18 protein-coding genes are annotated in these 26,165 nt (G+C 60.8%); 5 read left to right on the top strand and 13 right to left on the bottom strand.

Annotated features, from left to right (window positions below):
* Positions 1 to 7 precede the first annotated feature (7 nt).
* Both AC2FMY_RS10050 and AC2FMY_RS10045 read right to left on the bottom strand, forming a co-directional pair.
* Positions 8 to 2,746 (bottom strand): aminotransferase class I/II-fold pyridoxal phosphate-dependent enzyme, encoded by a 2,739-nt coding sequence (locus AC2FMY_RS10050; RefSeq protein ID WP_496744241.1) that lies wholly within the window; start codon positions 2,744 to 2,746, stop codon positions 8 to 10.
* Between the two features lie 57 nt (positions 2,747 to 2,803).
* Entirely contained in the window at positions 2,804 to 3,772 is a 969-nt protein-coding gene (locus AC2FMY_RS10045) for a carbon-nitrogen hydrolase family protein (RefSeq protein ID WP_496744227.1), read from the bottom strand.
* A gap of 306 nt (positions 3,773 to 4,078) precedes the next feature.
* On the opposite strand from AC2FMY_RS10045, the gene AC2FMY_RS10040 reads away from it, so the two are divergent.
* Together AC2FMY_RS10040 and AC2FMY_RS10035 are read left to right on the top strand one after the other, a co-directional pair.
* On the top strand, positions 4,079 to 4,849 hold the full coding sequence (locus tag AC2FMY_RS10040; RefSeq protein WP_496744226.1) for an SDR family NAD(P)-dependent oxidoreductase: 771 nt from the start codon (positions 4,079 to 4,081) through the stop codon (positions 4,847 to 4,849).
* 90 nt (positions 4,850 to 4,939) lie between these two features.
* Positions 4,940 to 6,784, top strand: a complete 1,845-nt coding sequence (locus tag AC2FMY_RS10035; protein ID WP_496744225.1) for an adenylate/guanylate cyclase domain-containing protein — start codon at positions 4,940 to 4,942, stop codon at positions 6,782 to 6,784.
* 61 nt (positions 6,785 to 6,845) lie between these two features.
* On the opposite strand, the gene AC2FMY_RS10030 is transcribed toward AC2FMY_RS10035, so the two are convergent.
* Complete coding sequence (locus AC2FMY_RS10030) at positions 6,846 to 10,055, bottom strand: AAA family ATPase (protein ID WP_496744224.1); 3,210 nt, start codon at positions 10,053 to 10,055, stop codon at positions 6,846 to 6,848.
* Between the two features lie 180 nt (positions 10,056 to 10,235).
* On the opposite strand from AC2FMY_RS10030, the gene AC2FMY_RS10025 reads away from it, so the two are divergent.
* Positions 10,236 to 10,631 carry a DUF1348 family protein gene (locus tag AC2FMY_RS10025; RefSeq protein WP_480749413.1) on the top strand — a complete coding sequence of 132 codons (396 nt, stop codon included), beginning with the start codon at positions 10,236 to 10,238 and terminating at the stop codon, positions 10,629 to 10,631.
* Positions 10,632 to 10,734: 103 nt separating this feature from the next.
* Here AC2FMY_RS10025 and AC2FMY_RS10020 read toward each other — a convergent pair whose 3' ends face one another.
* From AC2FMY_RS10020 to AC2FMY_RS09980, 9 genes are all read right to left on the bottom strand, one after another.
* Positions 10,735 to 12,225, bottom strand: coding sequence for a M81 family metallopeptidase (locus AC2FMY_RS10020; protein WP_496807335.1), 1,491 nt, complete (start codon positions 12,223 to 12,225; stop codon positions 10,735 to 10,737).
* Positions 12,222 to 13,871, bottom strand: coding sequence for an amidohydrolase (locus AC2FMY_RS10015; protein ID WP_496807334.1), 1,650 nt, complete (start codon positions 13,869 to 13,871; stop codon positions 12,222 to 12,224). Before AC2FMY_RS10015 ends, AC2FMY_RS10020 begins: the two co-directional genes overlap by 4 nt.
* Before the next feature lie 12 nt (positions 13,872 to 13,883).
* Complete coding sequence (locus AC2FMY_RS10010) at positions 13,884 to 14,684, bottom strand: SDR family NAD(P)-dependent oxidoreductase (RefSeq protein WP_496807333.1); 801 nt, start codon at positions 14,682 to 14,684, stop codon at positions 13,884 to 13,886.
* Positions 14,681 to 15,619 carry an oligopeptide/dipeptide ABC transporter ATP-binding protein gene (locus AC2FMY_RS10005; RefSeq protein WP_480749417.1) on the bottom strand — a complete coding sequence of 313 codons (939 nt, stop codon included), beginning with the start codon at positions 15,617 to 15,619 and terminating at the stop codon, positions 14,681 to 14,683. The genes AC2FMY_RS10010 and AC2FMY_RS10005 overlap by 4 nt, the downstream gene beginning before the upstream one ends.
* On the bottom strand, positions 15,616 to 16,596 hold the full coding sequence (locus AC2FMY_RS10000; protein WP_496807332.1) for an ABC transporter ATP-binding protein: 981 nt from the start codon (positions 16,594 to 16,596) through the stop codon (positions 15,616 to 15,618). Before AC2FMY_RS10000 ends, AC2FMY_RS10005 begins: the two co-directional genes overlap by 4 nt.
* Positions 16,593 to 17,450 carry an ABC transporter permease gene (locus tag AC2FMY_RS09995; RefSeq protein ID WP_480749419.1) on the bottom strand — a complete coding sequence of 286 codons (858 nt, stop codon included), beginning with the start codon at positions 17,448 to 17,450 and terminating at the stop codon, positions 16,593 to 16,595. Before AC2FMY_RS09995 ends, AC2FMY_RS10000 begins: the two co-directional genes overlap by 4 nt.
* Before the next feature lie 10 nt (positions 17,451 to 17,460).
* Positions 17,461 to 18,399: an ABC transporter permease gene (locus AC2FMY_RS09990; protein WP_496807331.1), complete on the bottom strand. Its 939-nt coding sequence runs from the start codon at positions 18,397 to 18,399 to the stop codon at positions 17,461 to 17,463.
* A gap of 87 nt (positions 18,400 to 18,486) precedes the next feature.
* Complete coding sequence (locus tag AC2FMY_RS09985) at positions 18,487 to 20,049, bottom strand: ABC transporter substrate-binding protein (RefSeq protein WP_496807330.1); 1,563 nt, start codon at positions 20,047 to 20,049, stop codon at positions 18,487 to 18,489.
* Positions 20,050 to 20,077: 28 nt separating this feature from the next.
* Complete coding sequence (locus tag AC2FMY_RS09980) at positions 20,078 to 22,054, bottom strand: CocE/NonD family hydrolase (protein ID WP_496807329.1); 1,977 nt, start codon at positions 22,052 to 22,054, stop codon at positions 20,078 to 20,080.
* 131 nt (positions 22,055 to 22,185) lie between these two features.
* Here AC2FMY_RS09980 and AC2FMY_RS09975 point away from each other — a divergent pair, with 131 nt between their 5' ends.
* Entirely contained in the window at positions 22,186 to 22,986 is an 801-nt protein-coding gene (locus AC2FMY_RS09975; RefSeq protein WP_496744213.1) for a helix-turn-helix transcriptional regulator, read from the top strand.
* A gap of 367 nt (positions 22,987 to 23,353) precedes the next feature.
* Here AC2FMY_RS09975 and AC2FMY_RS09970 read toward each other — a convergent pair whose 3' ends face one another.
* On the bottom strand, positions 23,354 to 23,845 hold the full coding sequence (locus AC2FMY_RS09970; RefSeq protein WP_496744211.1) for an RNA pyrophosphohydrolase: 492 nt from the start codon (positions 23,843 to 23,845) through the stop codon (positions 23,354 to 23,356).
* Positions 23,846 to 23,982: 137 nt separating this feature from the next.
* On the opposite strand from AC2FMY_RS09970, the gene AC2FMY_RS09965 reads away from it, so the two are divergent.
* Positions 23,983 to 26,010 (top strand): FAD-dependent oxidoreductase, encoded by a 2,028-nt coding sequence (locus tag AC2FMY_RS09965; protein WP_496744209.1) that lies wholly within the window; start codon positions 23,983 to 23,985, stop codon positions 26,008 to 26,010.
* Positions 26,011 to 26,165 lie beyond the last annotated feature (155 nt).

Here is a 26,165-nt window from a genome sequence, read left to right as displayed (position 1 = left end):
CCGACTGTTATTTCTTGACTGATTGCAGAGCCTCTTTGGTGAACACCCGCAGGCCCAGATCGGCGCGGTAGCCATGGATTTCGCTGACATCCAGCGCCCGCATGAATGACAGGATTTCCGGGCTGATGACCTGACCCGGCACCAGTATCGGAAAGCCGGGCGGATAGGGTATGATGAAGCTTGACGACACCAGTTCCTCGCCGGATTCCAGGCGCTTCAACAGGTTGTCGTCGGTCGGGATGTAATCGCAGTTGTCCTCGTTATAGGCGAGGAAGAAGGCAGTACGGATGTCGCCTTCGGGCGTATCCTTGCCTGTGCGGAACGCGTCGTGGAAACGGCTGAAATCCGGTAGCGGCGGGACATGCTCGACCAGCGCTGCCACCCGGTTTTCGAACGAGCGCCGCTCCATCTTGGACGCGTCATCAAGCAACTCGTCCAGATCGTTTGCAATCTCGACCAGTACCTCGATCAGATAGGCGACCGAAGAACGTGTGGTGCCGATATTGGTCATGAACAGCACCGTATTGCGGGACGTCTTGTTGATCTGGATCCCGTATTTGTCCATCAGGATCTTGGTCTTGAACGTATCGCCGTCCCATCCGGTTCCGCCGACGGCCAGAGTGATGCGCGTCGGGTCCAGTACGAACTCGTCCTGGCTCCACATATTCCAGGTGTCGGCCCATCCGTGATCCGGGTCGTAATAGGCTTCCACTCCGCTTTCGCGAAACCGCTCGGGGATCATGTCGCCGGCAGTCAGGATGCGAAAATACTTGTTCAGGAGCGGATTGTCGGAGATTGCGCGGCGGATCGACATCGCGGTTTCGATCTGCTTCTGAACGAACTCGAACCCCTCCAGTTCGACCTGCCGCCGCCCGACATCCAGCGAGGCGATGATCTGGTAGTTCGGCGAGGTCGAGGTGTGGGTCATGTAGGCTTCGTGAAAGGACTGTTCGACCTCGCCCTTGAAGTCCTGATCGTTGACATGGATCATCGAGCCCTGACGGAGCGATGTCAGCGTTTTGTGGGTCGATTGGGTGGCATAGACCCGGACCCGCGCGTCGGGCGGCGGTACAAGACGCGTATCGAGCAATTGATCTTCGGTTGCGCCTTTGAGCGCTTGCTGCTGCGCTTCCCATGCGTCGGCGGTTTCCTGACTGCGCAACGTTTGTCTGAGCGTGTTGGCAACCCCCATTGCCGTGCGTTGGCGGTAGGTGGGGTCAAAGCGCGCAAAGCCAAACCAGGCCTCGTCCCAAAGAAAGATCAGGTCTTTCTTGATTGCGAGGCATTCTTCCATGACGCGTTGCACGTTATAGACCACGCCGTCAAATGTGCAGTTGGTCAGCAACACCATTCTGACCTGATCCAGCTTTCCGGCGGCCTTGAGTTGCAGGAGGGTGTGTTTGATTTCCCGCAGCGGTACCGCGCCGTACATCGAGTGCTCATGCAGCGGGTAGCTGTCCATGTAGACAACGTTGGCCCCGGCCAGAACCATGCCGTAATGGTGCGATTTGTGGCAGTCGCGGTCGACCAGCACGATGTCGCCGGGCCGGACTACCGACTGCACCACGATCTTGTTGCAGGTCGAGGTGCCGTTGGTGGCAAAGAATGTATGTTTCGCCCCGAATGCCCGCGCCGCCATGTCCTGCGCTTCCTTGATCGGGCCGCGTGGCTCGAGCAGGCTGTCGAGGCCGCCGGAGGTCGCGGAAGTTTCGGCAAGGAAGATGTTCGAGCCGTAAAACGCCCCCATGTCCTGAATCCAGTGCGAGCGGCTGATCGACTTGCCACGGCTGATCGGCATGGCATGGAACACGCCCGTGGGCTGTTTGGAATACTCTTTCAACGCGGTGAAAAAGGGCGTCTTGTAACGGCGGTCCACCCCCCGCAGGATATTGAGGTGCAGCTCCTGAAAATCTTCCTGATTGTAGAACACGCGGCGGCACCGGCCGAGGTCCAGACCGGCAATATCCTCGGCTGACCGGTCGGTGACCAGATAGGCATCCAGTTCGGGGCGAATTTTCTCGATCAGCCGGCAGGCCTCGGGACCGTATTCATGTGGCTCGATCTCGTCCACGGCTTCGCCTTCGCTGACGCGAGTCAGGTATTGGCTGAGAATCGGCAACTCATTCTTGGACTTGAGCGACAACCCCGGACGTACCACCACGGCCTGAACATTGTGGTTGAACAGAACGCCAATCAGCGCGTCTTCGAGCGAGGGTACGATCACTGGCTCGTAAATGAACTGATCTTCGACACGGCGCATGCGCTGCAGGTTCTGCCGCAGGAACCGCTCCTGAGGTTCGGACACGTCATCGACGATCAGAACCTCGAAATAGGGACGCCCCAGCGCCCGTGCTTCGGGGGCCAGCGAAGCTTCATCCTCGTAATCCTCATTGTCGATCTCGTCAGAAGACAATGGAATCGAGCGACGCCGGTAGGCGCCCGACGTCAGCGCCCTGGCGATCCGCCGGACTGATACGGACAGATCGTCAGAATTGCCATGCAGCAGAAGCCTGCGCAGGTGATCGAATGCGTGTATGCCGGGAAAGGCCCAGTATCGTTCGACCGGTGCAAGGACATCCAGCAGATGCTCTGCGGTGTTCATGAGCTTCTGGTTTTGGCGGCCCTCTTTGCGGTGTCGGACGAGGCCTTCGGCGGCCTCCCGCAATGCGCTCCACCTGTCCGCGCGCAGTTGGGTCGCGCTGTAGTAATCCCGGATCGACGGCAGCTTCTTCTTCCGCGAGTGCAAGTTCAAAACCTGCCTCCTTTTCTGTCGCGTCAGGACCTGCGCCGCCTTCCAGTCCGGTTAATCTGAACCCGTCTTTCCAGGAAAGACGGTAAAATTATGCGGCGAACGTAAGTTCTGCTCCAAATTCTCCAGGGAGCTTCTGGGGTCGGAGGTCTGAAGCCCGCGTGCTGACCCTTGTCCGGGGGTTTCCAGCGGCCCTAGTGTCTTGAGATATGCGTCTGCGCCGCTGGTGCGGTCGTAGACGGTGAATTCGGCTTCGCGATCGCGGAAGCTTTTTAATACCTGACCAAGCCCCTTGAGACCGGTTTCACGCTGACGCCGCACCTGGTCGAGGTCTATTTCGATGGGGAACATATCCTCTTGTCCCGCAGATTGGTGCAGTACGGTTGCCGAGGGGTCGACCACCAGCGAGCGCCCGACACCGCCCGCGCTGAGCCCGTTGACGTCGAAGACATAACATTGGAATTGCGCCGCCGTGGCGCGGGCAATGGACAGTTCCGCCTCCCGGTCGGTGGTGCCGGTCAGCACCGGATGCAACAGCACCTCGACACCCTGACTTGTCAGTTGCCGTGTGGTTTCGGGAAACCAGATATCATAGCAGATCGACAAGCCGAAGCGGCCTACCTCTGGAACATCGAACACACAGAATTCGGTTCCGGCGGAAATTCCGGTCTCATACGGACGGAATGGGAACATCTTGGAGTATTTGGCGACGATTTCGCCTTGGGGGTTGATCACGACGGAGGTGTTGAAGATCCGGCCGTCCTCGGCTTTTTCGAACATCGATCCGGGGATCAGCCAGATACCGAACCGATGCGCGTCTTCCTGAAACTGTGACAAGGCATCGTTCGGAAACGGCTGCGCAAAACGGTCCAGCGGGCCGTAAGGTGCCAATTCGGAAAACAGCACCATCTGCGTCCAGGGGAAACGAGCCATCAGAATTTCAATTCGGTGACGCATGGCCTCTACATTCGAGTGAAGCGCGGCGACATGCATCTGAACACCAGCAATGGCGAAAGGTGTCATATGGGGAGAAACTCCAAAATAATCTGTTAATCCCAGTCTATGACCCCTTTTTTGCATTGGCTAGAGCGTTTCTCAGATCCAATCCATCGGTGCCGCTTGGTCATTATTTGGGCTTCTGCGGGGATCGCCTTGCAAGTTCTGTTTCAAGGCTGGGTGCGCCCCCGACCGCCGGAATGATTGAATGTACTGTCTTGTGGCCTCGCCTGATGCGCCATTGCCGCAATCGTCCGCCGATAATTTTCACTGACAGTCCTGTCAAATACTGTGGTAAATTTGCCTGACGGCAGTGTATCGGAGGGAAACCACATGGGCCGGTTTGATGGCAGCGTCGTGCTGGTTACCGGCGCGGCAAGCGGGATCGGTTTGGCGACCGCTGTCGAGTTTGCGGCAGAAGGCGCGGTCCTTGTCGCTACCGACATCAACAAGGATGGCTTGGAAAAGGCGCTTGCCGACAGCGTTTCTGCAGGTCTGCCAATCGAGACGCTATGGCAGGACACCACCGACCCCGACGGCTGGGATGCCCTGATCAAGGACGTGATCAGCCGCCACGGACACCTGGATGTTCTTTTCAACAATGCCGGCGGTGGCCACATGGTCAGGATCGACGAAACGACTCTGGAACAGTGGCGACACGTCACAGCAGTCAATTTCGATGGCGTGTTCTTCGGGATGCAGGCCGCAATTCGTGCAATGAGAGACCGCGGAGGCGCAATCATAAACAACTCGTCCATCGCCGCTTTGATCGGGGAACCGCTGCTTGCCGCCTACAGCGCGACAAAGGGCGGGGTGAGGGCCGCGACCAAGGCCGCTGCCGTCGATTGCGCCCGTCGCGGTTGGCCGATCCGCATCAATTCGATTCATGCCGGCTATACCGATACGCCGTTGGTGCATTCAGCGGTTGCAAGCCTCGGTGACGATGCCGAGGCATTCGTCGCCGCAACCATCGCCAAGATACCGATGGGTCGGCTGGCCCAGCCCCGCGAGATTGCGCGTGCCGTCTTGTTCCTTGCCAGCGACGACGCCTCGTACATGACGGGTGCCGAGTTGGTCGTGGATGGCGGGTTTGTCGCCGAGTAGGCATGTCGGATCGTCCCGGGCGCCCAGAGAGCAAGATTTCGTCGTGCGAATTTGCCTCTGGCGGACGACACAGACCTGAGGAGGGCCGGAATGCGCGAGCGAATGTTCACAATTCGGCGCACCGAGCGTTTCGACGCACCGGTTGATGCCCTGTGGAACGCGGTTGCGGACACCGAAAGACTGAACATTGTCGCCGGCACGGGGTTTACTCCCTACGTCGCCGAGGACGTGATCGGATCGGACGGTCGGACCCTGAGGCGCTGTTCGAAGCGCATGGGCCCATTCGTTTTACGGTGGGAGGAACGGTTCGGTCAGTGGGTCGACAGGCGCTTTGTCGAGATGGAGCGGTTTTTCTTCAACGGCCCCTACAAGGAATTGTCGGTCAGGATCAGTTTTTCGGGGGAAGGCACAAATGCGCAGGTGGATTTCGATTACACCGCCCGATGGGACAATTTATTGGGAGAGGCCCTGTTTCGATTGGGGTTTCTTCACCTGATCACTCGGGAATTGCCAGCTGCGACGCACAAGCTGATGTTGGAGCCATCAAAAGTGGACGCAATTGCAGAGCGCCGGGCCGCAGCCGCAAAAGCCACGGCCGAGGCACCGCCAGACAGGCTCGCGACGGTCAAACAGCACCTTGAAGATGAGCAGGCACATACGCATGGGCTGACTTCGCGATTGATGAAGTACCTCGACAGTTCTGATCCTATCGAGGTTCGCCGCATGCGCCCGCTGGCATTGGCGAAGGCTTGGGGCGCGCGCCCGTCTGACGTGGTCGACCTAATGCTGGCAGCGCATCGGGCCGGTCTGCTGGCACTGCGCTGGGAGGTCATGTGTCCGCGGTGCCGTGGTGGAAAATCGCAAAGCCTGCTGCTTTCGAACGTACCGCGGGAGGTGCATTGCACCTCTTGCAACATCGACTATGAGCGCGACTTTGCCCGGAATGTCGAGTTGGTGTTCGCGCCATCGCCCTGGTATCAGGTGCCGGCGACCGAAGCATTCTGCATTCAATCCGCCGTGGCCACTTCGCACGTCAAGATTCAATGCGATGTTGGTGCGCTTGGCGAACGAACCGAACAGGTCTTTTTGCGGGACGGGCGTTACCGCATACGCACGATCGAGCCGGGGCCGATGACGGAAATAGAGATCTTCGGCGGCGTGATTCCGGAGATAGTGATCGAAGAAGACCGGTTGATACTAGGCGACCCAGCTCCGCAAGGGTTCGTTCACGCCATCAACAAATGTGAGAATCCTCGTTGCCTGGTGATCGAGACGACCGAGTGGTCCAGAAACGCGCTGTCGGTGCCAACCGTGATCGGCATGCGGGCATTTCGCGAGTTGTGCCCGGAGCAATTGCTCCGCCCTGGCGACGAGGTGGAGATCGGCTGGACCGGCATCCTGTTTACAGACCTGAAAGGCTCGACCGCCCTGTTCGAGCAGGTTGGTGACAGCCGTGCCTATGCGATGGTTCGCAACCATTTTGCCTTTCTCGAAGAACGAATTGCGCGTCATGACGGTGCGTTGGTCAAGACCATTGGTGATGCGGTGATGGCGACATTTCCGAGTGGCGAGGCGGCGCTTTGCGCGGCGCTCGACATGCAGGACGAGGTAGGAATATTCAATCGCAACCACGATCTGGCGCCAATTGAACTCAAGATCGGGGTGCACGAGGGCACATGCGTCGCCGTCACCTCAAATGGTGTATTGGATTATTTTGGCGCTGCCGTGAATTTAGCCGCGCGATTGCAGGCGCAGGCAGATGGCGGAGAGATCGTTTTGTCGATGGCGATCTCGGCTTCGGGTGAGGCACCCGCCCATCTTGCGGCTCGCAGCGCGACAGAAGATCGGGCCTTGCTGGGCGGTTTTGCGGAACCGGTGCGGTTCGTTCGGGTAAAAGGAACAGGGGCTGCAGATAGTTCGGATGCAAGAGGTTAGGCGTTGTATTGCCATACGATTTTCGCGCCAAGCTTTCGAAACGTTGTGAACGAGCAGTCAGTCAGACATCCGCGTGATTGATTTCAATCCCGTGTATCTCCGACGATTTCGCCACGCGCATAGTCAGGGCTTGGGCCTGCTGCGCGCAGGCTACAGAGGCAGCCTGTTGAAATGCCGTTTTGGCGGCGGCGTTTTCCCCACTGGCCATCAGGATTTCGCCTTGGATCCGGCGAAGTTCGGCCTCGGCCCAGCGTTCCCCGGTTGCTTCCTGCTCGCGCAGGGCGCGGTCGACCGAGCGCATTGCGGCAGTGAGATCACCAGACCTCAGCAGCGCTTTTGCCTGTTCGCTCAGGTACAGCGAGACCCAGAGCCAGCAGCCTGTCATCCGGTATTCCTCAAGAGCGACATCCAGCCGCTTGGCAGCGTCCGGCTCATCCGTCATGCAGGCGAGAACAGCATCGTGGATGGTCACGTAACTCTTCCATAGCGCCATGTCGTGATCTTCGGCCAGACGCCTCATTTCGTCGTTGATCTCACGGGCGCGTGCGACATTTTCGGTCCAGATTGCCAGGGTGACAGAATGCAGGCCTGCATAGCAGATCGTGTTTGCATGTTTGAGTTTCCGCGCACGGGCCAATGACCGATTGGCCGTGTTCCACGCCTCGGCCTCGTCCCCGCACATCCATTGTGCCAGCAGCATGTAACACCATATCTGTACGCCGGGGTCTTGTGCAAATCTGGTCGAGAATTCCACGATTTCGGCCGACTGGTACAAGGCGAAAGCCGCATTCAAGTCTTCGAGCGCCTCGGGTGACCGGCCCATGGCGATGAGGGTCGCGGCCCGCATCCGGCGCGAAATCAGCCCCGGGATGGGGTCGGTTTCATCGGCCATGTCCGTGACCAAACGCGACACCAGATCGAAAGCAAGGTGCAGATCGTTGCCGATATAAGGGGCGATCCATTTGCCATAATAGATTGCAACCTTCAGCTCGGGGTCGGAGGTTGCCCCGATACGCTCCAGCGCCCGAGAAAATGCATCGCCTGCTTCCTTGGACGCGTATCCATCCTTGGCGATGTGGACCTGCGCAAGCTGTACCAGCAAGGCCAGTTCCTTTTCCCGCCATTCGGGCTTGTCCAGAAGCCCCGAAACCAGCTCGAGCGCGGTTCGCAACTGATTGCCTGCTTCGATATAGGCTGGGCGAGCTTGTGCTTTCTTTGCGGCTTCGCCCCACAAGAGAACGGCTTTTTCCGTCAACCCTGCTTCGGTTGCGTGGTGTGCAATCAGTTCGGCTGGCGCGGTCGGGTCGGTTTCGAACAGGTCGACGAGCCGGTGATGAATTTCCAGACGCCGCCGTTTCAACAGGCTTTCATACGCGACGTCACGCACCAGCGCGTGTTTGAAGACATAAGTTGCATCGGGTGGTGTTCCCCGCCGGAACACAAGCTCGCTGCGTTCGAGCTGTCCCAATGCGTCGTCCAGCATCCGGTCGTCGACGCGCGCGATCTTGGCCAGCGCCGCACGCTCGAAACTGCGGCCGATACAGGCCGCCATCTGGGCAATTTCCTTGACGGGCTGCAACCGGTCGATCCGCGCCATAAGGGAATCGTGCAGCGTTGCGGGGATAGTGACCCGGTTCAAAGGACCGGCAAGTTCGAAGCTGTGTTCGTTTTCAATCAGATCACCGGACTCAAGGATGGTCTTGGTGAGTTCCTCGATGAACAGCGGCACGCCGTCGGTCCGGTTAATGATTTCCGCGACCAGTTCGTCGGGCAGAGTCTTGCCGCCGGTGATCTTGGCCAGAACCCCTTCGATCTGGTCCGAACCCAGGCGGTTGAGCGTCAGGTTTGACATGATCGGATGACCGCCGAAGCCATGCCGGAACGTGGGACGCGCGGTGATAAGGATCATCACACGTTCGCCTGCGATGCGGTCCAGACACGCCTCGATCATCGCCAGCGTCGAAGCATCGCTCCAATGCGCGTCTTCGACGACCAGCAGGACCGGCCTTTCCCGTGCCAAGGCCTGCATTTCGCGCGAGGTTTCTTCCATGATCCGGAGCCGGAGCTGTTGCGGAGACATATCCGAGATGCTGTCAGCGGATACGGCTTCAACTTGCAAAAGCTCGGCGATGATCCCAGGATCGGCTACGCGAAGCTGTTGGTGCAGCTTGCCAATCTTGTCCTCGGTCGTGTCGGTTTCGCGCAGACCCATCGCATGGGACAGCTGCCGGATGACCGGATAGAAGCTGGAATCCGTGTGATAGGGCGAGCAGTGGTAATTGATCCGATAGTGGTCTTGCTGGCGGATCTCATCGACAACAGCCCGCGTGAGCCGCGACTTTCCGATACCCGCTTCGCCGATCAGGACAGTGACCTGCCCTTCGCCAGAGACCGCGCGATGCCAGCGTTCCATGATCAGTCCAAGCTCGTGGTTGCGGCCGATCATGGGAAGGATAGGGGCGAGGTCCTCGGCCTCGAACCGGCTTTCGAGACTGCGCTCGACCGTCACTTGCCAGGCCGAGACCGGCGCATCCAGCCCTTTGATGCTGAACTGGCCCAACGTCTCGGTCTCGAAAGTGTCTTGAATCAGATGCCGGGTTTCATCCGAGACCAGAATCTGGCCCGGTTCGGCAAGCGTTTGAAGACGTGCCGCAAGGTTGGGAGTATCGCCAACGACAGTTTCCTCCTGCGCCGAGCCTTCGCCGATAAGGTCGCCCACAACGACCATTCCGGTCGCCACGCCGGCGCGCGCCGCCATCGCCTGACCATCCGGTGCGCGCATTTCTGCGACAGAACGTACCGTCGCCAAGGCAGAACGTGTAGCGCGTTTCGCATCGTCTTCATGTGCGACCGGCCAGCCGAAATAGCACAGCACTCCATCACCCATGTACTTTGCGACGTGGCCTTCGTAGCGGGTGACGATGCCTGCCACGGTGTTCTGGTAGCGCTTGATGACATCACTCATATCTTCGGGGTCCAGCCGCGCCGACAGTGCGGTCGAGCCGACGAGGTCGATGAACAAGGTCGTCAGGTGGCGCCGTTCCGCGTCGCGCGGGACGTTCGCGGGGGAAATTACGACGGGTTGGGGATCGGTCGCATCCGCATCGAAGGCTGCGCGCAATCGTTTTCGCGCACCAAGGGACAGGCCGATCTCGCGCATATCCTCGTCGGTGAGATCGAACAGAATGTCCAGATCAATCTCGTTTTCGACCAGAGACGCTTCGAGATTCGCAAGGTTTCTTTGCGCCAGCCATTCTCCGAGTTTCGACATCCGGGTCCGCAACCCTTTCCTTTGGTTCTGCAATGCCAGTTTTTCCGATCATGTTCGATTGGGCAATGATTATTGCCCACCCACAGGCACGTTTGAGCAATGGCCCTGCCGTTTCGTCTGTGGACAGGGAAATGTAATGGCGTCTAGGTTGCCACGGGTAATCATTGGGGGAGGAACACGATGGGAGTGGATGAGACCACGTTCGAAAAGATGACCGAGGCGTACACTGCCGCGTGGAATTCGGGCGATCCACAAGCGGTTGCCGGTCACTATGCCCCGGGCAAAGGGATCACGATCAATCGAGGCGACAACCAGTTCGGACGCGAGGCGATGATTGCAATGGCGAGCGGGTTCATGGCGTCTTTTTCTGATCTGAAGCTGACGCGGGATTTCTTTCGGGTTGCGGGCGATCATGCAGTCTTTGGCTGGACGCTGGAGGGGCATCATTCGGAAACCGGCAACTATGTGAAAGCAAGTGGCTGGGAGGAATGGGAACTGGATGAGAACAGCGTCATCACCAATTCCCTGGGTTGGTTCGATGCCCTCGACTATGATCGCCAGGTTGCAGGGGAATAGTCGAAAATAATAGGAATCGACCGAAAATCCGCGATTGCATAGGCCCGGCACGCGACGCTCGGGTTCTTCGAGGTGCACCCGCCTGTCCACAGATTGTGGATGATCATGCCGCGCGGGGGGTTGTCCGTTTGCCGGCGGGAAGGTTCCGATAGGGGACTTGCTCCAGGTCACACAGGAATGCGCCGGGGGCGGCAACGGGGTATGTCGCGCTGGCGATGGGGTCGAACGCGGCACGGTAGTGCACGGTGCTTTTGACGCAGATCAGCGCATAGCCGGTCGGGTCCAGCCCCAGATGGGTGAAGTGCGCGAGATCGAGGCACTGGCTGCGCACCGAGGTCACGACCAGATCGACATCGACGCCGGTTCCGATCAGTTTCAAGGCGGCGGTCTTGCCCAAAGTGGCAATGCCGCCCCCGTACATTTTCCCTGTATACCGGCAAGTTCCGTCGCTGAGGGCGAGAACCTGAAACTCGGCCTCGACGGGGGATTGTCCAGCAAGACCGGATTTGCCGCCCAAGGCGGCACGGAGGCGAGCGCCTGTGCCTGCTGCATGGGCCGCTGCAGCCACTTCGGGGTCGTGGAACAGACCCATCAGAACGCCTCTCGCCCCGGCCCCGACCAGCGTCTTCAGCAGGCCGGTGGTGTCCGAGGTGCCGCCCGCTCCGGGATTATCCTGAACATCGGCCAGAACGATCGGCTTGTTCGGGGCCTGTCGCACCAGAGCCGCGGCCGCGTCGAGCGAAAGCATGGTGATGGCGATCTGGGGTTCGCAGGTTTCGAACAGCGTCAGGATTTCATCTGCGGCGCGGTCGGCATGCCGGGCGGTTGCGGCATAGGTCACGCAGGAGGGGCCGGTGTCGGGGATGTCGGCGGCAGTGAAGCCGAGGGCGATGTCGGCCGAAACGCCGCGACCGGTCAGCTGCGGCAGGATATCGTAGATCCGGTCAAACGGTGCGGCGCCTGTGTACTGCGCGTGCAACGGAATCAGATAGGGGATCTGGCGGAAGGATTTGAACGGCCTTTCGCCTGCCAGCAGGCGTTGCAGCATCGGCAGGCAGCGCGCGCCGGTTTCGGCCATGTCGAGATGCGGATAGGTCCGGTAGATCGCGAGGTAATCGGCGATCTCGACCATTTCGGGCGAGATGTTGGCGTGCAGGTCGAGGCTGGCGATCAGAGGGGTGTTCGGGCCCACCAAATCGCGCACGCGGCGCAGCACTTCGCCTTCGCCATCAGCGAGACTTTCTGTGACCATCGCGCCATGCAGGTCGAGATAGACCGCATCCAGCGGCCCTGACGCGCGCAGGCCATCCAGCAGCATGCCACAAATCGTTTCAAACGCGTGGTCGGTGACATGGGCCGAAGGTTCGGCGGCGCACCACAGGATCGGGGCAAGTTCCATTCCGGCGCCTTGGGCGGCGGTGGCAAAGCCCGCGATGGGCAGGTTCATGCCCCGCGTCCGCGAAACAACATGGGGGCCGTGCAGCATTTCGGGCCAGGAATCGGCCATCTGGAATTCGGCAAGGCCGGCCCTGGTCACACCAAAGCAGTTGGTTTCGTGTTGAAATCCGGCAATTGCGATGCGGGGTCTGGTCATTGGGCGCCCGTGAGTTCCGGCTCGGACGCGGTTTTGCGAAACACGGTCTGGCCCCGTCGAATGGTCTGGATGACGCGAGTGTTGTTCAGTTGATCTGGTTCGATGAGCGGATTGCGGTCGAGTATGGCGAAATCGGCGATTTTGCCCGGTTCGATCGAGCCGCGCACATCTTCCTTGAACACCTGCCAGGCGGCGTCGATGGTCTGGGCGCGCAGGGCTGACAGGACGCTTGTCTTTTGGCCGTCGCCCAGCACCCTGCCGCCGGATGTCAGCCGGTTCACTGCGCAATGGGCCAGATGGATCGGTCGCGTGGGTGTAACGGAGGCGTCGTTGTGGATGGTGTAGCGGACGCCAAATCGTTCGGCAGAGGCCGCAGGCGATATCCGATCTGCGCGGTCCGGTCCCAAGAACGTGTCGTAATGGCGGTCGCCCCAGAAATGAACATGGGCGGAGAAAAAGCTGACGGTGATCCCGAGGCGGGCCATCTGCTGCAACTGGTCGTCGCGCAGGGTCTGGCCGTGAATGATCGTGTGACGGTGATCAGCGCGCGGGTGATCGGCAAGCGCCCTTTCGACGGCGGTGATGAACATGCCCGCCCCGGCATCGCCGTTGCAATGGCAATGGATCTGAAAGCCCATGCCATGCAGTTTGGCAACCTGCGCGTCGAGATCGGCTTGCGTCGTATACGGCATGCCGCAAGGGTTTTGTGGGTCGAGAGGTGTGTGGTATGGCGCGCTCAGATACGCGGTTTGCAATTGAAAGGCCCCGTCAGCGAACAGCTTGCGCGCACCAAGGATGAAATGGGGATTACCGGGCCAGATCAGCGGCTCGGGTCCCTGGCTGAGGGCCGGTTCCAGTTCGCCGATCGGTAGCAGTTCCAGGTCGATGCCGGGATCGGTTTCGGCGGGCAGGCTGGCGAAGTGTTCTAGCAACTCACGCGAAGCCCAGGCGTTCTGGGCATAGGTGACGCCGTGGGCGAGGTATTCGTCGCGGCAAGCGGCAAAGCCCTGCCAGAACCGGTCGCGGTCGATCAGGAAGTTTGTGTCGCCCATTTCGCGCATCGCCGACAGCCCTTCGACGAGTCCGGTCAGCGTGCCGGTTTCGGGGTCGCGGCCAAAGCGCCCGCCGAGGGGGTCGGGCGTGTCGCGGTTCACGCCGTGCAGTTTCAGCGCCAGAGAGTTCGCCGCCCCGTTATGTCCGGAGGCGTGGAGAACCCACACCGGATGCGTCAGCGATACGTCGTCAAGTTCATGCCGCGTTGGCATGCGGGTTTCGGCGATGGCGGTATTGTCGAACAGAACGCCCATGACCCATTCGCCGTCCGGCGATTGCGCCGCCTTGGCACGCAGCTTGGCAAGGGCCGTAGACATGTCGGCACAATCCCCGCGCGGGGGGGAGGCCAGATCGACGCGGAAGAGTTTGATGAAGCCGGGATCGGGAAAATGCCCGTGCGGGTCAATGAAGGCCGGGATCAGGGTTTGCCCCTGCAGATCGTGTTCCAGCGTTCCAGCGGGCATCCGGGCGCGCAGGTCTGCTTCGGCTCCGACAGCGCGGATCGTTTCGCCCACGGTCAGCGCCGCCTCGGGGCTGGAATTCCCGGCGTCCATCGTAAGGATCAGGCCGTTGAAATAGAGTGTGGATGTCATCGCGGTCCCGGTTCAGTCATTTCCGTCTTGGCGTGCGCGCAGGACGTGTCCCCGCCTCTCAAGCAGGGGGCGGGAAGGATAGTCGATCAGCGTCAAGCCACCATCAACAACCAGCGTCTGGCCGGTGATGAAACTGGCGTCGTCCGATGCCAGAAAGGCCACAGCGCCGGCGATTTCAGCCCCGGTGCCCATGCCGTTGAGGAGCGACGGCGGCAAATCCCAGTTGCCGTCCATGTTGCCTGACGCGCGGGCCGTCACTTCGGTTTCGATCCAGCCGGGACTGACCGCGTTGATCCGTACAGGCGCGGCTTCGGCGGCAAAGGCGCGGGTCAGCGCCTCGACCCCGGCCTTGGCGACACCGTAAAGGCCCCAGTTGCCATACAGGGAAGAGGTGGAGGAGATGTTGACCACCGATCCACCCGAGGCGCGCAAAAGCGGCAGGCAATGGGCGGTCATCAGGTAAGCGCTGTCCTGATTGGCGCCCCGGACCCGGTTCCAGCGGGTGCCAGGACTGTCGCCCGGATCATGTTCGGTCCGCAGGCTGCCAAGGCCTGCATTGTTGACCAGAACGTCGAGCCGCGACAGCCCTGAAACAAGATCGGTCACCGCGTCTTCGTGCGATAGGTCCACAGACAGGAACCGGCAGGTCCACCCCGTCGCGACGAGCTTATCCACCGCCGCATCGCCCTTGGCCTGGTCGCGTCCGACAAGAATCAGCTTTGCGCCCTCCTGCGCGAAGCGTTGGGCGATGGCAAAACCGATGCCGGTATGGCCGCCGGTCACCAGAACCGTTTTGCTGGCGAACCGTTTCATGCCGCTTGTCCGGGCTGCAACGGGGCTAGACAACGCAGGCCGTGGCCGTTTTCGACTTCCCATACCGGGGTTTGGGTGCAGATCGCTTGCGCGAACGGGCAGCGCTCGCGAAACTCGCAACCCGAGGGTCGGTTGAGCAGGCTGGGTGGCTCGCCCTTGAGGGCGATGCGTTCGAGACGCGCGTCTGGGTCCGGTTCGGGGTTGGCGCTCAACAGGCAGCGGGTATAGGGGTGGCGCGGGTCGTGGAAGATCGCCTCGGTGGTGCCTTCCTCGACCAGACGGCCAAGATACATGATGCCCATGCGGTCCGACACGTGGCGCACCACGTTGAGATTGTGGGTGATGATCACCATCGCCAGCCCCAGCCGTTCGCGCAGGTCGTTGAGCAGGTTCAAAAGCTCGCCCTGCACCGACACGTCCAGACCGGCAGTGGGTTCGTCGGCAAGGATCAGCCGGGGTTCCAACGCCAGCGCGCGCGCGACGCCGACGCGACGCGCCTGACCGCCCGACAGCTGATAGGGGTATCGGTCGGCGAAATGGGCGGGCAGGTTCACCATTTCCAGCAGGCGTTTTGCCTCGGCATCCAGATCGCGGTCCTTCAGGCTCTGAATGCGGTAGGGTTCGGTGATAAGGCTGCCGATGGTCAGGCGCGGTGACAGGGACCCGACCGGGTCCTGGAACATCATGGCGATATCCTTGCGCAACGGGCGCAGGGCGCGTTCGGACGCGCCCCGGATTTCCTGCCCATCGAACCTGACCGAGCCTTCCTGCGCCGGGGCCAGCCCGGCAATGGCGCGGATCACGGTTGTCTTGCCCGAACCGCTTTCCCCCACAAGCGCATAAGTTTCACCCGCCTCCACTGCAAAGCTGACCCCGGCCAGAACGTTGACGGGGCCATAGCTGGTTTTTAGGTCGCGAACGTCCAACAGGCTCATGACATCGCCTCCTCGTGGTTCAGCCAGCAGGCGGCGTGATGACCCTGACGCAACTGTTCCAGAGGCGGTATCTGGGTGGCGCAGTGGGGCATCGCCTGATCGCAGCGGTCGCGGAAGATGCAGCCGTCGGGCAGGTTGGCCAGATCGGGCACCTCGCCCGGGATGGTGGGCAGGACTCGGGCGCGTTCCTTGATATGGCCCGGATCGCAGTCGATCAGCCGTCGGGTGTAGGGGTGTTTGGAATTGTGGAAGATTTCGCGCACATCGCCGCTTTCCACGACTGCACCAGCGTACATCACCACCACTCGGTCGCAGAGCTCCGCAATGACGCCAAGGTGGTGCGAGATGAACAGGATGGCACAGTTGAATTCGCGTTGCAGTTCCTGCAGGCGTTCGATGATCTGCACTTCGAGTGTGGCATCCAACGCGGTTGTCGGTTCGTCCGCGATCAGCAGGTCGGGTTCGGACATCAGCGCCATGGCGATGGCGATGCGCTGTCGCATACCGCCCGAGAATTCATGCGGGAACTGGTTCAGTCGCGCCTCGGGGTCGGGGATGCCCACCGCGCCCAGTATCCCGGCGGCGCGGGCGCGTTTTTCGGCCCTGGGCGCGTTTGATCGGTGCTGGATGTCCACCATCTGCTGGCCGATGCTGAGCACGGGGTTGTGCGTCTGCATCGGGTCCTGAAACACTATGGAGATATCCGCGCCGCGCAAATTGCGCATCTTGCGTTCGGGCAGGGCCAGAAGGTTCTGGCCCTTGAACCGCACTTCGCCCTGTCGGAACCGGGTGTTGGGTGCGGTCAGGCGCAGGATCGAGGAGATCAGGGTTGATTTGCCACAGCCGCTCTCGCCCACGATGCCCACGATCTCTCCCTCGCGGACATCGAAGGTGATGTCGCGCAGGGCTTTCAGGTCGCCGCGGGCAGTTTCGTAATCGACGCTGAGGCGGTCGATTTCCAGAAGGGTCTCGGTCATCGTTGTTTCCTCAGTTTCGGATCGACCACGTCACGCAGGGACTCGCCCAGGAAGGTGAAGCCGAGCGTGGCCAGGATGATCGGCAGGCCGCCACCCACCACCAGCCAGGGCGTCTGCCGGATCAGCGAATAGCCGTCTTTCAGCAGCGCGCCCCAGCTGGGGGTCGGCGGCTTGACGCCAAGGCCCAGGAAGGAGAGGCCAGCTTCAAGCGCGATCACGGTGGGGATGTCCATTGCGGCCAGTACGGCCAGTACACCAACGATATTGGGCAGCATGTGAACGCCCAGAATGCGGCTCATGCTGGCGCCCATCGAACGTTCGGCAAGGATGAATTCGGAGTTACGCAGGGTCAGCGTCTGGGTACGGGCCACCCGGCCATAGGTGGGGATCGAGGTGGCCATAACCACGAAAACCACGGTTTGCAGGCTGGGCCCGATCAACGCCACCACGGCCAGTGCGAACATCACTGTCGGGAAGGACCGGATGGTGTCGAAGAAAAGCATCAGGATATTGTCGAGCCATTTCGGCCCGTAGCCTGCGATCATGCCCAGTGTCAGGCCGATGGCCATGGCACCGAACACCGCCGGAAGCGCCACCTTGAGCGCGACCTGCCCACCCATGATCACGCGGGAAAACGTGTCGCGGCCCAACTGATCGGTGCCGAGAGGATGGGCCAGTGACGGCCCCTGAAGCCGCGCCTGAATGTCCATCGCAACCGGGTCATAGGGTACGATCCAGGCGGCGAAGACGGCGCAGAACACGATGGTGCCGACGATGATCAGCCCCATCAGGCCAAGCGGGTCGCGCGCGACGCCGTGGATGATCTGGCCCAGTTCGGAACGGGATTTGGTCATGTCACGCTCCTTACTTGGCCGTGCGGGCGCGGGGGTCGAGCCAGGCGTTGACCAGGTCGGCCAGTGCCGTGGACGCCACGAACAGCGCGGTTGAGATAAGCACCGACCCCATCACGATCGGATAGTTGCGGGTAGTGATCGAGTCGATTACCAGCTTGCCCAGACCGGGGCGGGCAAAGACGATCTCGGCAAAGACGGCGGAGGAGAGCAGGAAGCCCATGCCGACGCCGATCACGGTCACAACAGGCAGGATGGCGATGCGCAGCGCATAGACCAAGACCACGCGCCGTTCGTTGATGCCAAATGCACGGGCAGTACGGACGTGGTTCTCTCCCATCACCTCGAGCATCGAGGCGCGCACCAGCCGGGCGATATAGCCCACCCAACTGAGCCCGATGGCGAAGGCAGGCAGAACCAGGTGATCGAGGCGATCCCAGAAACCTTCACCCGCGCCGATGGCGGGAAACCATTGCAGATGAACCGCAAAGACCAAAAGCGACAACAGCGCCACCACAAAGGCGGGCGCGGCCACAAAACTGACCGAAACGGCGGCGGCAACGCGGTCGATCAGCGTATTGGGATGTGCCGCGGCATAGGCGCCGAGCGCGATGCCAAGGGCCGCCGACCAGGTGATCGAGGCGAAGATTAGCCAAAGTGTGTGCGGCAGTTGCTCGAACACGATATCCGTCACCGAGCGCCCGGAAAAGACGTCGATACCCAGATCGCCCTGAAGGAGGTTGCCATAGAAGATGACGAGCTGTTTCCAGATCGGCTGATCCAGCGCCAGTTCGGCGGTCAGGCGGGCCTGAAGCTCGGGCGTGGCGCGCGGCCCCAGCATGATCTGGACGGGGTCGCCGGGAACGGCGCGGATCATCAGGAACATGACGGTGACCGCCACGAACAGGATGAGCAACGCCAGCCCGAAGCGACGGGTTGCGAAATTCAGCATGGCCGCATGGCTCCTTTGGCTTGTGCGGTCGATTGCCGCTCCCGGCCACCACGAAATCGCATGGCCGGGACCGATTGGCGAAACAGGTTACGACTTGCCAAAGTACCGCAGTAGCGCCAAACCGTCGGGGCGCAGCGCCGGGGCAACGCCTGCCGAATGGATCACCGGTGTTGCCTCGTGGGTCAGGAAGCGATAGGCGCCGCTTTCCTCCATCAGATCCTGCGCACGCTGGTACATCGCCGCGCGTTTGGCGTTGTCAGTTTCCTGATAGGCCGAGTTGTGGATCTGGTCGAACTCTTCGTTCTTGAACCGCTCCCAGTTCCAGATGCCGGCCTGTTCCGTGGTGAACCAGGCGGTGGCATAATAGGGATCCGGCGTCATCGAGAAGCGGTTCAGAACCAGTTGCAGGTCTTCGTTGTCGCCGCTGGCCCAGAAGGCCCCGGATTCCAGCACGTTGACCTCAACCGTGATGCCAATCTGTGCCAGCGTGGCCTGAATGACCTGCGCGGCGGTGGTGAAGGTGGTCTTGTTCAGCGTGTCGAGTTTGAGCGTGACGTTGGTTTCACCGGATTCAGCCAACAGCTCGGCTGCTTTGGCGAAATCGGCTTGCGGCGGCACCAGAGATTTCTCGCGATGCCCGGCAAGGCCCGGTGCGATGATGCCAGTTGATGGCTCGACCGCGCCGAAATAGGCCGCCTGCAGAACGGTGGGCACGTCGATGGCATGCTGGATCGCTTGACGCAGTTTCGGATTCTGCAGTTTGGGATGATCCAGATTCATGCCCAGCCACGCATAGTAGAGCGACGGGTATTCCAGAAGGGTTCCGCCATTCGGCACACCAGCGCGATAGCGCTCGACCGAGCCCAGAGATACACGGGTGAAGTCCAGCTCGCCTGCCTCGAACGCGATCTCGGCAGTGTTCTCGTCGTCGATCGGATAGATCTCGATCGTATCCCAGACCGGCGCATCGCCCTTCCAGTCAGGATTGCGCTTGAGAACGGTCTTTTCCTTGGGCGACCAGCTGGCCCGCAGATAGGGACCGGATTCCGCCACCGGGTCGGCGCCGATGCGGCCGCCTGCGGCCTCGGTCGCCGCCTTGGAGACGATGTTGCCGGTGATATAGGGCAATGCGATGGTCCAGAGCGGGGCGAAGGGTTCGTTCAGAACGATGGTGCCTTCGCGCTCTCCGGTCACTTCGACATGGCTGAGCGGACCCATGTCGGGCTTGTTGGGGCTTTCGGTGGTGTCATCAACGATGCGTTCAAAGCTGAATTTCACATCTTCGGCAGTCATCGCGCCATGGCCGTTGGTAAAGCCGATGTCGTCGCGCAGGGCGAACTTGATATGTGTCGGGTCGACCTGTTCGATCATCGCGGCAGCGTCCAGTTGCCAGCCCCATTCGCGGCCCGGCTTGTACTGGATCAGCTTGTTGTAGATGGCGGCGTGTACCTCTTCCTCGACCACGCCAACGCTGTGCGCGGGGTCCATGTTCTGCGCGTCACCATAGGAGCGCACGCGCAAGACACCGTCAGCGGCGGCAAAGGCCCGTTGTGCCCATCCCATTGGCAAGGCCGTGGCCGCACCCAGCGCTGTCGCGCCTTTCAGAAATCCACGACGGCCCACTGCCGCCTTGGTCCATTCGATCTTCATGGTATCCTCCCTTGGATCAGATCTTGGGTCAAAGAAGCCCGCGTGGAACGGTTTCGGACCATTCCTTTGTCAGGACTTCGGAGTCGTTCGCGCCTTCGGTGGCGCGCAGTTTCCGGCGCAGGTGAAACATGTCGCCGTCACAGGTCATGCAGCTTTCGGTCTCGATGGCAACTTGCCAGTCGCCGCGTTCAAAGGTAAAACGCCACTCTGCCTTGAACTCGGCCGAGGCGGGGTCGTCGGGGTGTATGCCGTAGTGCATAGTAACATGACTGCCGACGATCAGCCCGTGATAAGGGTCGCGTGCCTTGCCGTAATCGTCGAAGGTGTCCAGAACCACCCGCCCCTCCTTGGTGACGTGGCGGTTCGACGTGCCGGATGGCGGGCGCAACTGCTCGGCTGCGAGCACCGGGAACGCCTGCGCAGTAGTGGGATTGGCGGGCTCGATTTCCTGCATGACTTGCCGCACGGGCAGGTGCAGGGTGCAGTTTTGCAGATGCAGCGACACGCGGGTCGTCCGTGGTGAAGGCCAGACGATCGGCCAGTAGGACGTTGACAGCGACAGTCGCAGGATGTGGCCCTCCCGCAGGTGGTGGGCGCATTCGTTCAACTCGACCTCGGCCTCGTAAATCCGACCGGGCACCAGTGGCTCGGGCGTTTCGTGGCTGTTGTAATGGCACAGGTTGAGCGGACGATAGGTAATCCGCTGTGACACGCCCTGGGGCGAGACATCACACAGCCGTGCCACCAGCTGCGCCACGGGCTTGTCGACGGAAAATGCGAACTTCAGGCACGGTCGACCCAGCAGTTCCAGCGGGGCGTCTAGCGGCGCGGTATCAAAGCAGGTCGACAAGGCATCGTCAGGGGTCTGATCTTCTGCCAGTTCGTTGTCGATTCGCATGCCGGGGCAGAAATATCCCGCCGCTTGTCCAGTGTGGGCGGGAGAAGCAACATCAACCGTGCCTGCTGTAGGGACGTCGGCAAAGCCGCCGGGGGCAAGGTGCAGGACGCGATCCTTCACGTTTGGCGAGGGCCAGATCGCCTCGGCGATCCAGCGGCCCGTGCGCGGCTTGTTTTCCTTGGTCGGGTTGAAATGTTCCTGCATGAAGGTGCGGTAGTCTGGCAGGTCTTCGGCGCCGTTCTGTTCCCGCTTCAGCCAGCGGTCGAACCAGCCAATCACCTCGGAATGGAAATCCGCCGGGTCGAGCTTGGAGATATGGGGATAGCGATGCTCCCACGGGCCGATGATGGCTTTGGCGGGCACGGTCAGATTGGCCGCAAGAGCGGGCGGTGCGTTCACGTAGGCGTCGGCCCAACCGGTGATGGCGAGGGTCGGGGCTTGAATGGCGGACCAGTCCTCGCATACCGAACCGTGTATCCAGAACGCGTCGCGGGTGGGGTGGCGCAACCAGTCAACTGAAGAAAAAGGCACGTTTTCGAGCCGCGCGATCCAGTCCTCGCGCCAGTCAGGGCGAAGGTCCGGGTCTGCTGGTCGGGTGAGATAGGCGAACATCTGACTGCCCCAATTGGCATTGTCACTCAGCAAACAACCACCCATGAAATGGATGTCATCGGCATAGCGGTCCACTGTCGAGGCCACGCTGACCACCGCCTTGAGCGGTTCGGGGTGGCGAAAGGCCAATTGCAGCCCGTTGAAGCCACCCCAAGAAATGCCAATCATGCCGATATTGCCGTCGCACCAATCCTGCGCCGCGATCCAGGCCAGTACCGCTTCGCCGTCGCTGAGTTCCTGTTCGGAATACTCATCGTCAAACCGGCCTTGGCTGTCGCCGGTTCCGGCTATGTCGACCCGTACACAGGCATATCCGGCCTCGGCAAATACCCGGTGAGTGGTCTCGTCCCGGGGCGCGGTGCCGTCGCGTTTGCGATAGGGCAGATATTCGAGGATCGCAGGCGCAGGGGCCGCATCGGGCAGCCAGAGCCGGGCGGCCAGCCGGCGACCGTCAGGCAGGGTGATCCAGGTATTTTCGGTGACACTGATCGACATGTTGGCCTTTGGATTCGGAAACTTGATGTGCAAGAAGATGACGTGTTCTCGAAAGAAAGAAATTGTGCGATTTTGCGCGATGTGATGCATATTGAAGTGAAATAGCGTCAGGTAGCGAAAGAATTTGCAGCATGTCAGAAAGTTTTTCCCGAAATCTTCGCCAGCTTTGCGCCGAGCATGGCAGCATCTCGCAGATCTGCCGCGACATCGGGCTGAACCGTCAGCAGTTCAACCGCTATCTGAACGGGTCGAGCATGCCTTCGGCGCACAACCTCCGCCGTATCGCCCGCCACTTTGACATGACCGAGGCACAGCTATTTGCCGCCGCACCGGAGTTTGAAGTGCTTTTGACGCAATCGTCGCCCGGTCAGGTGGCCTCGCCGTCCAAGACGTTTCTGGAACCATTCCGCGATCAGCAAAAGAATCTCAAACGCTATCTGGGATTCTATCACTCGTTCTTTCGTACCCCGTCCTGGGATGGGGTAATCTTTTGCTCCTTGATCCGGCTGAGCGAACGGGATGGGCTGATCACTATCCGGTCGCATGAAAACGCCACCTCGCCCGACAAAAGCATACGGCAGCTTTCACGCTATGAAGGGCTTGTCACTCTGAGGGGGAACCGGATTTTTGTGACCGAACACGAAAGGGCGCGCGAGGGCAGTGTTGCGCAGACGATACTTTATTCGGCGCACCGGCAGCAACTCAAATACCTGCGCGGTATGACTATGGGGGTCGCGTGGCGCCCCTATCCACGGCCCTATGCGGCCAAAACGATCTGGAAACGGCTACCCGAAAGGGTAACCGCGCGCGAGGCGCTTGCGGCCTGCGGGGTTTATTCCGTTTCAAGCTCGTGGATCGACCCGACGGTTCGCACCTATCTCGATTCCTCGGACAAGGATATGCCTGACCTGCCAGATAGTGTGCTGGTCTGACGGCCCGGTTCCGGTCCGGCGATCCCCGGCAAACTCATCAAGCTTTCGCGTGGGATGGCTCAATAGCACCCTCAGCACAAAGAAAGAAACCTAAAAACTTGCTCCCGAAAAGAGTTTAATCAAAGAACCGCATTCTAGGAGACTAACCTATCATCAATCCATCGAGATGACAGTCTCGTCCCGCAGTTTTCGGTTTTCGGTATCGCGGCGAAAGTGCGGCATTGAAGCGGATTTCGAAGCTGGCTGGTAATGCCTGGTTTGCATATCTTGGCTGCAACCGCCAAGTATTGCTGCGGCGGCAATTGCCGCAGTTGCACATATCCGGATTGCCTGCAAAGCAGCCCGTTTTTAACAACACCCCAAGCGATTATAACTTGCCCAAGTGGCTGGAAAAAGCCTCGACCACGCGCTCATACACATCGCGCTTGAAGGGTACGATTTCGGCGATCAGCTGGTCGGGTTTTTGCCATTTCCAGCGGGTAAATTCAGGGTGGTCGGTTTCGATGTTGATCTGATCGTCAGCGCCGGTGAAGCGCAACAGGAACCATTTCTGTTCCTGCCCGCGATAGCGGCCTTTCCAGATATGGGGCACGATGTCATGGGGCAGGTCATAGGGCAGCCAGCCCTTGGTTTCGGCGATGATTTCGACCAGATCAGCTGTGACCCCGGTTTCTTCCCACAGCTCGCGCAGGGCTGCGACGCGGGGATCTTCGCCCTTGTCCACACCGCCCTGCGGCATTTGCCAGGCGTCCGCGTGGCGGTCGTTGCGCTGTCCCACGAAGATCTTGCCCTCGGCATTCATCAGCATCAGCCCGACGCAGGGGCGATAGGGCAGTTTGGCGATTTCTTCGGGGGTCATGCGCGGCCTCATCGGGTTGTTCCGCCCACCTCTAGCAATCACCGACGCCAAGGCAAAGAGGGTGACGTGGGGTTTCGCGTGACAAAGTTGACGCGAACGTCAATCTAGCGGGCAAATTCAGGAGGGAGAGTTCCGCCATGACTGCGTACCCGAATATGCTAGCCCCGCTGGATCTGGGCTTTACCACGTTGAAAAACCGCGTGCTGATGGGCTCGATGCATACGGGGCTTGAGGAGACCGGCGACTGGAACCGGGTGGCCGAGTTTTACGCCAACCGGGCGCGGGGCGGCGTGGCCTTGATGGTGACGGGTGGGATTGGTCCGAACCCTGAAGGCTCGGTCCTGCCGGGGGCCTCGATGATGGTGAGCGACAAGGACGTGGCGCACCATTCCATCGTGACGCAGCGCGTACATGACGCGGGCGGCAAGATCGCGATGCAGATCCTGCATGCGGGGCGTTATGCCTATGGGCCGAAATGCGTGGCGCCCAGCCCGGTGAAATCGCCGATTTCTCCGTTCCCGCCGCATGAGCTGGACGAGGAAGGGATCGAGAAGCAGATCGGTGACATCGTCAACGCCGCCGTGCTGGCGCGGAAGGCGGGCTATGACGGGGTCGAGATCATGGGATCCGAAGGCTATTTCCTCAACCAGTTCCTCGTCACCCACACCAACAAGCGCACCGACCGCTGGGGCGGGTCCTATGAGAACCGGATGCGCCTGCCGATCGAGGTGGTGCGCCGCACGCGCGAGGCGGTGGGCACCGATTTCATCATCATCTACCGGCTGTCGATGATCGATCTGGTACCCAACGGATCGACCCATGACGAGGTGGTGCAACTGGCGCAGGAGATCGAAAAGGCCGGGGCCACGATCATCAACACCGGCATTGGCTGGCACGAGGCGCGGATCCCTACCATTGCCACCAGCGTGCCGCGCGCGGCCTTTGCCTGGGTGACCAAGAAGCTGATGGGCAAGGTGGGGATACCAGTGATCACATCGAACCGGATCAACACCCCCGAGGTGGCCGAAGAGGTTCTGTCGACCGGTTGCGCCGACATGGTCTCGCTGGCCCGCCCGATGCTGGCGGATGCGGATTTCGTGGCCAAGGCGATTGCGGGTGAGGCCGCGAAGATCGCGCCTTGCATTGCCTGCAATCAGGCCTGTCTGGATCACACGTTCAGCGGCAAGCTGACCTCGTGCCTCGTGAACCCGCGCGCCTGTCATGAGACAGAGCTGGTGATTGAACCGGCCAAAACGCGCAAATCCATTGCCATTGTGGGGGCAGGCCCTGCCGGTCTGTCGACCGCAATGATCGCGGCCCAGCGCGGCCACGATGTTACCTTGTTCGACCGCGCTGATGAGGTCGGCGGGCAGCTGAACATGGCCAAGCAGGTGCCGGGGAAAGAAGAATTCTGGGGCCTTGTCGACTGGTACCGCACCATGATGGATGATCTGGGCGTGACCGTCGAACTGAACCGCGAGGTAGGCGCAGATGACCTGACCGGCTTTGACGAGGTGGTCATCGCCACCGGTGTCAGCCCGCGTGATCCGCAGATACCGGGGCAGGATCGGGACAACGTGCTGAGTTACATCGACGTACTGCGCGGCAAGGCCGTGGTTGGCAAGTCTGCTGCCGTGATCGGGGCCGGTGGTATCGGTTTTGATGTGTCCGAGTTCCTGCTGGAAGAGGGTCACAGCGCCACGACCGACCTGCCCTTGTGGATGAAGGAATGGGGCGTGACGGACCCGGCTGAACACCGTGCGGGGTTGGCGCCCGATGGGCCGCAACCCAGCGCGCCCGCGCGTCAGGTCACCTTGTTGCAGCGCAAGAAACAGGCGCATGGAAAGGGTCTTGGCAAAACCACCGGCTGGATTCACCGGGCAACACTGAAGATGAAGAACGTCAATTTCGTGGGCGGCGTGAATTATGAGCGCATCGACGATGACGGTCTGCATGTCAGCTTTGGCGAAGAGCGCGCGGACCCGACGGTGATTGCGGCCGACACCATAGTGCTGTGTGCCGGTCAGGTGTCCGAACGGTCACTGGCGGACGCGCTGATCGAGCAGGGTATCACCCCACATGTGATCGGGGGTGCGGATGTCGCCGCCGAGTTGGATGCCAAGCGCGCGATCAATCAGGGCACGCGGCTGGCGGCTACATTCTAGCAACTGTAATTCTCAAGATTTTCGCAGATCGTTTTCGGGACGCGGAAAAGCCAAACAAGGTCATCATCACAGCAGTCGCTAGAAAGCTGGTCACAATCGTGAACGCACTCCTCAAATCTCAGCAAAACCGGTCGGCTCAGGCCGCTTGGGAAATA

Source organism: Ruegeria sp. YKSE079 (assembly GCF_059612845.1).
This window is presented reverse-complemented; position numbering and strand designations above follow the sequence as displayed.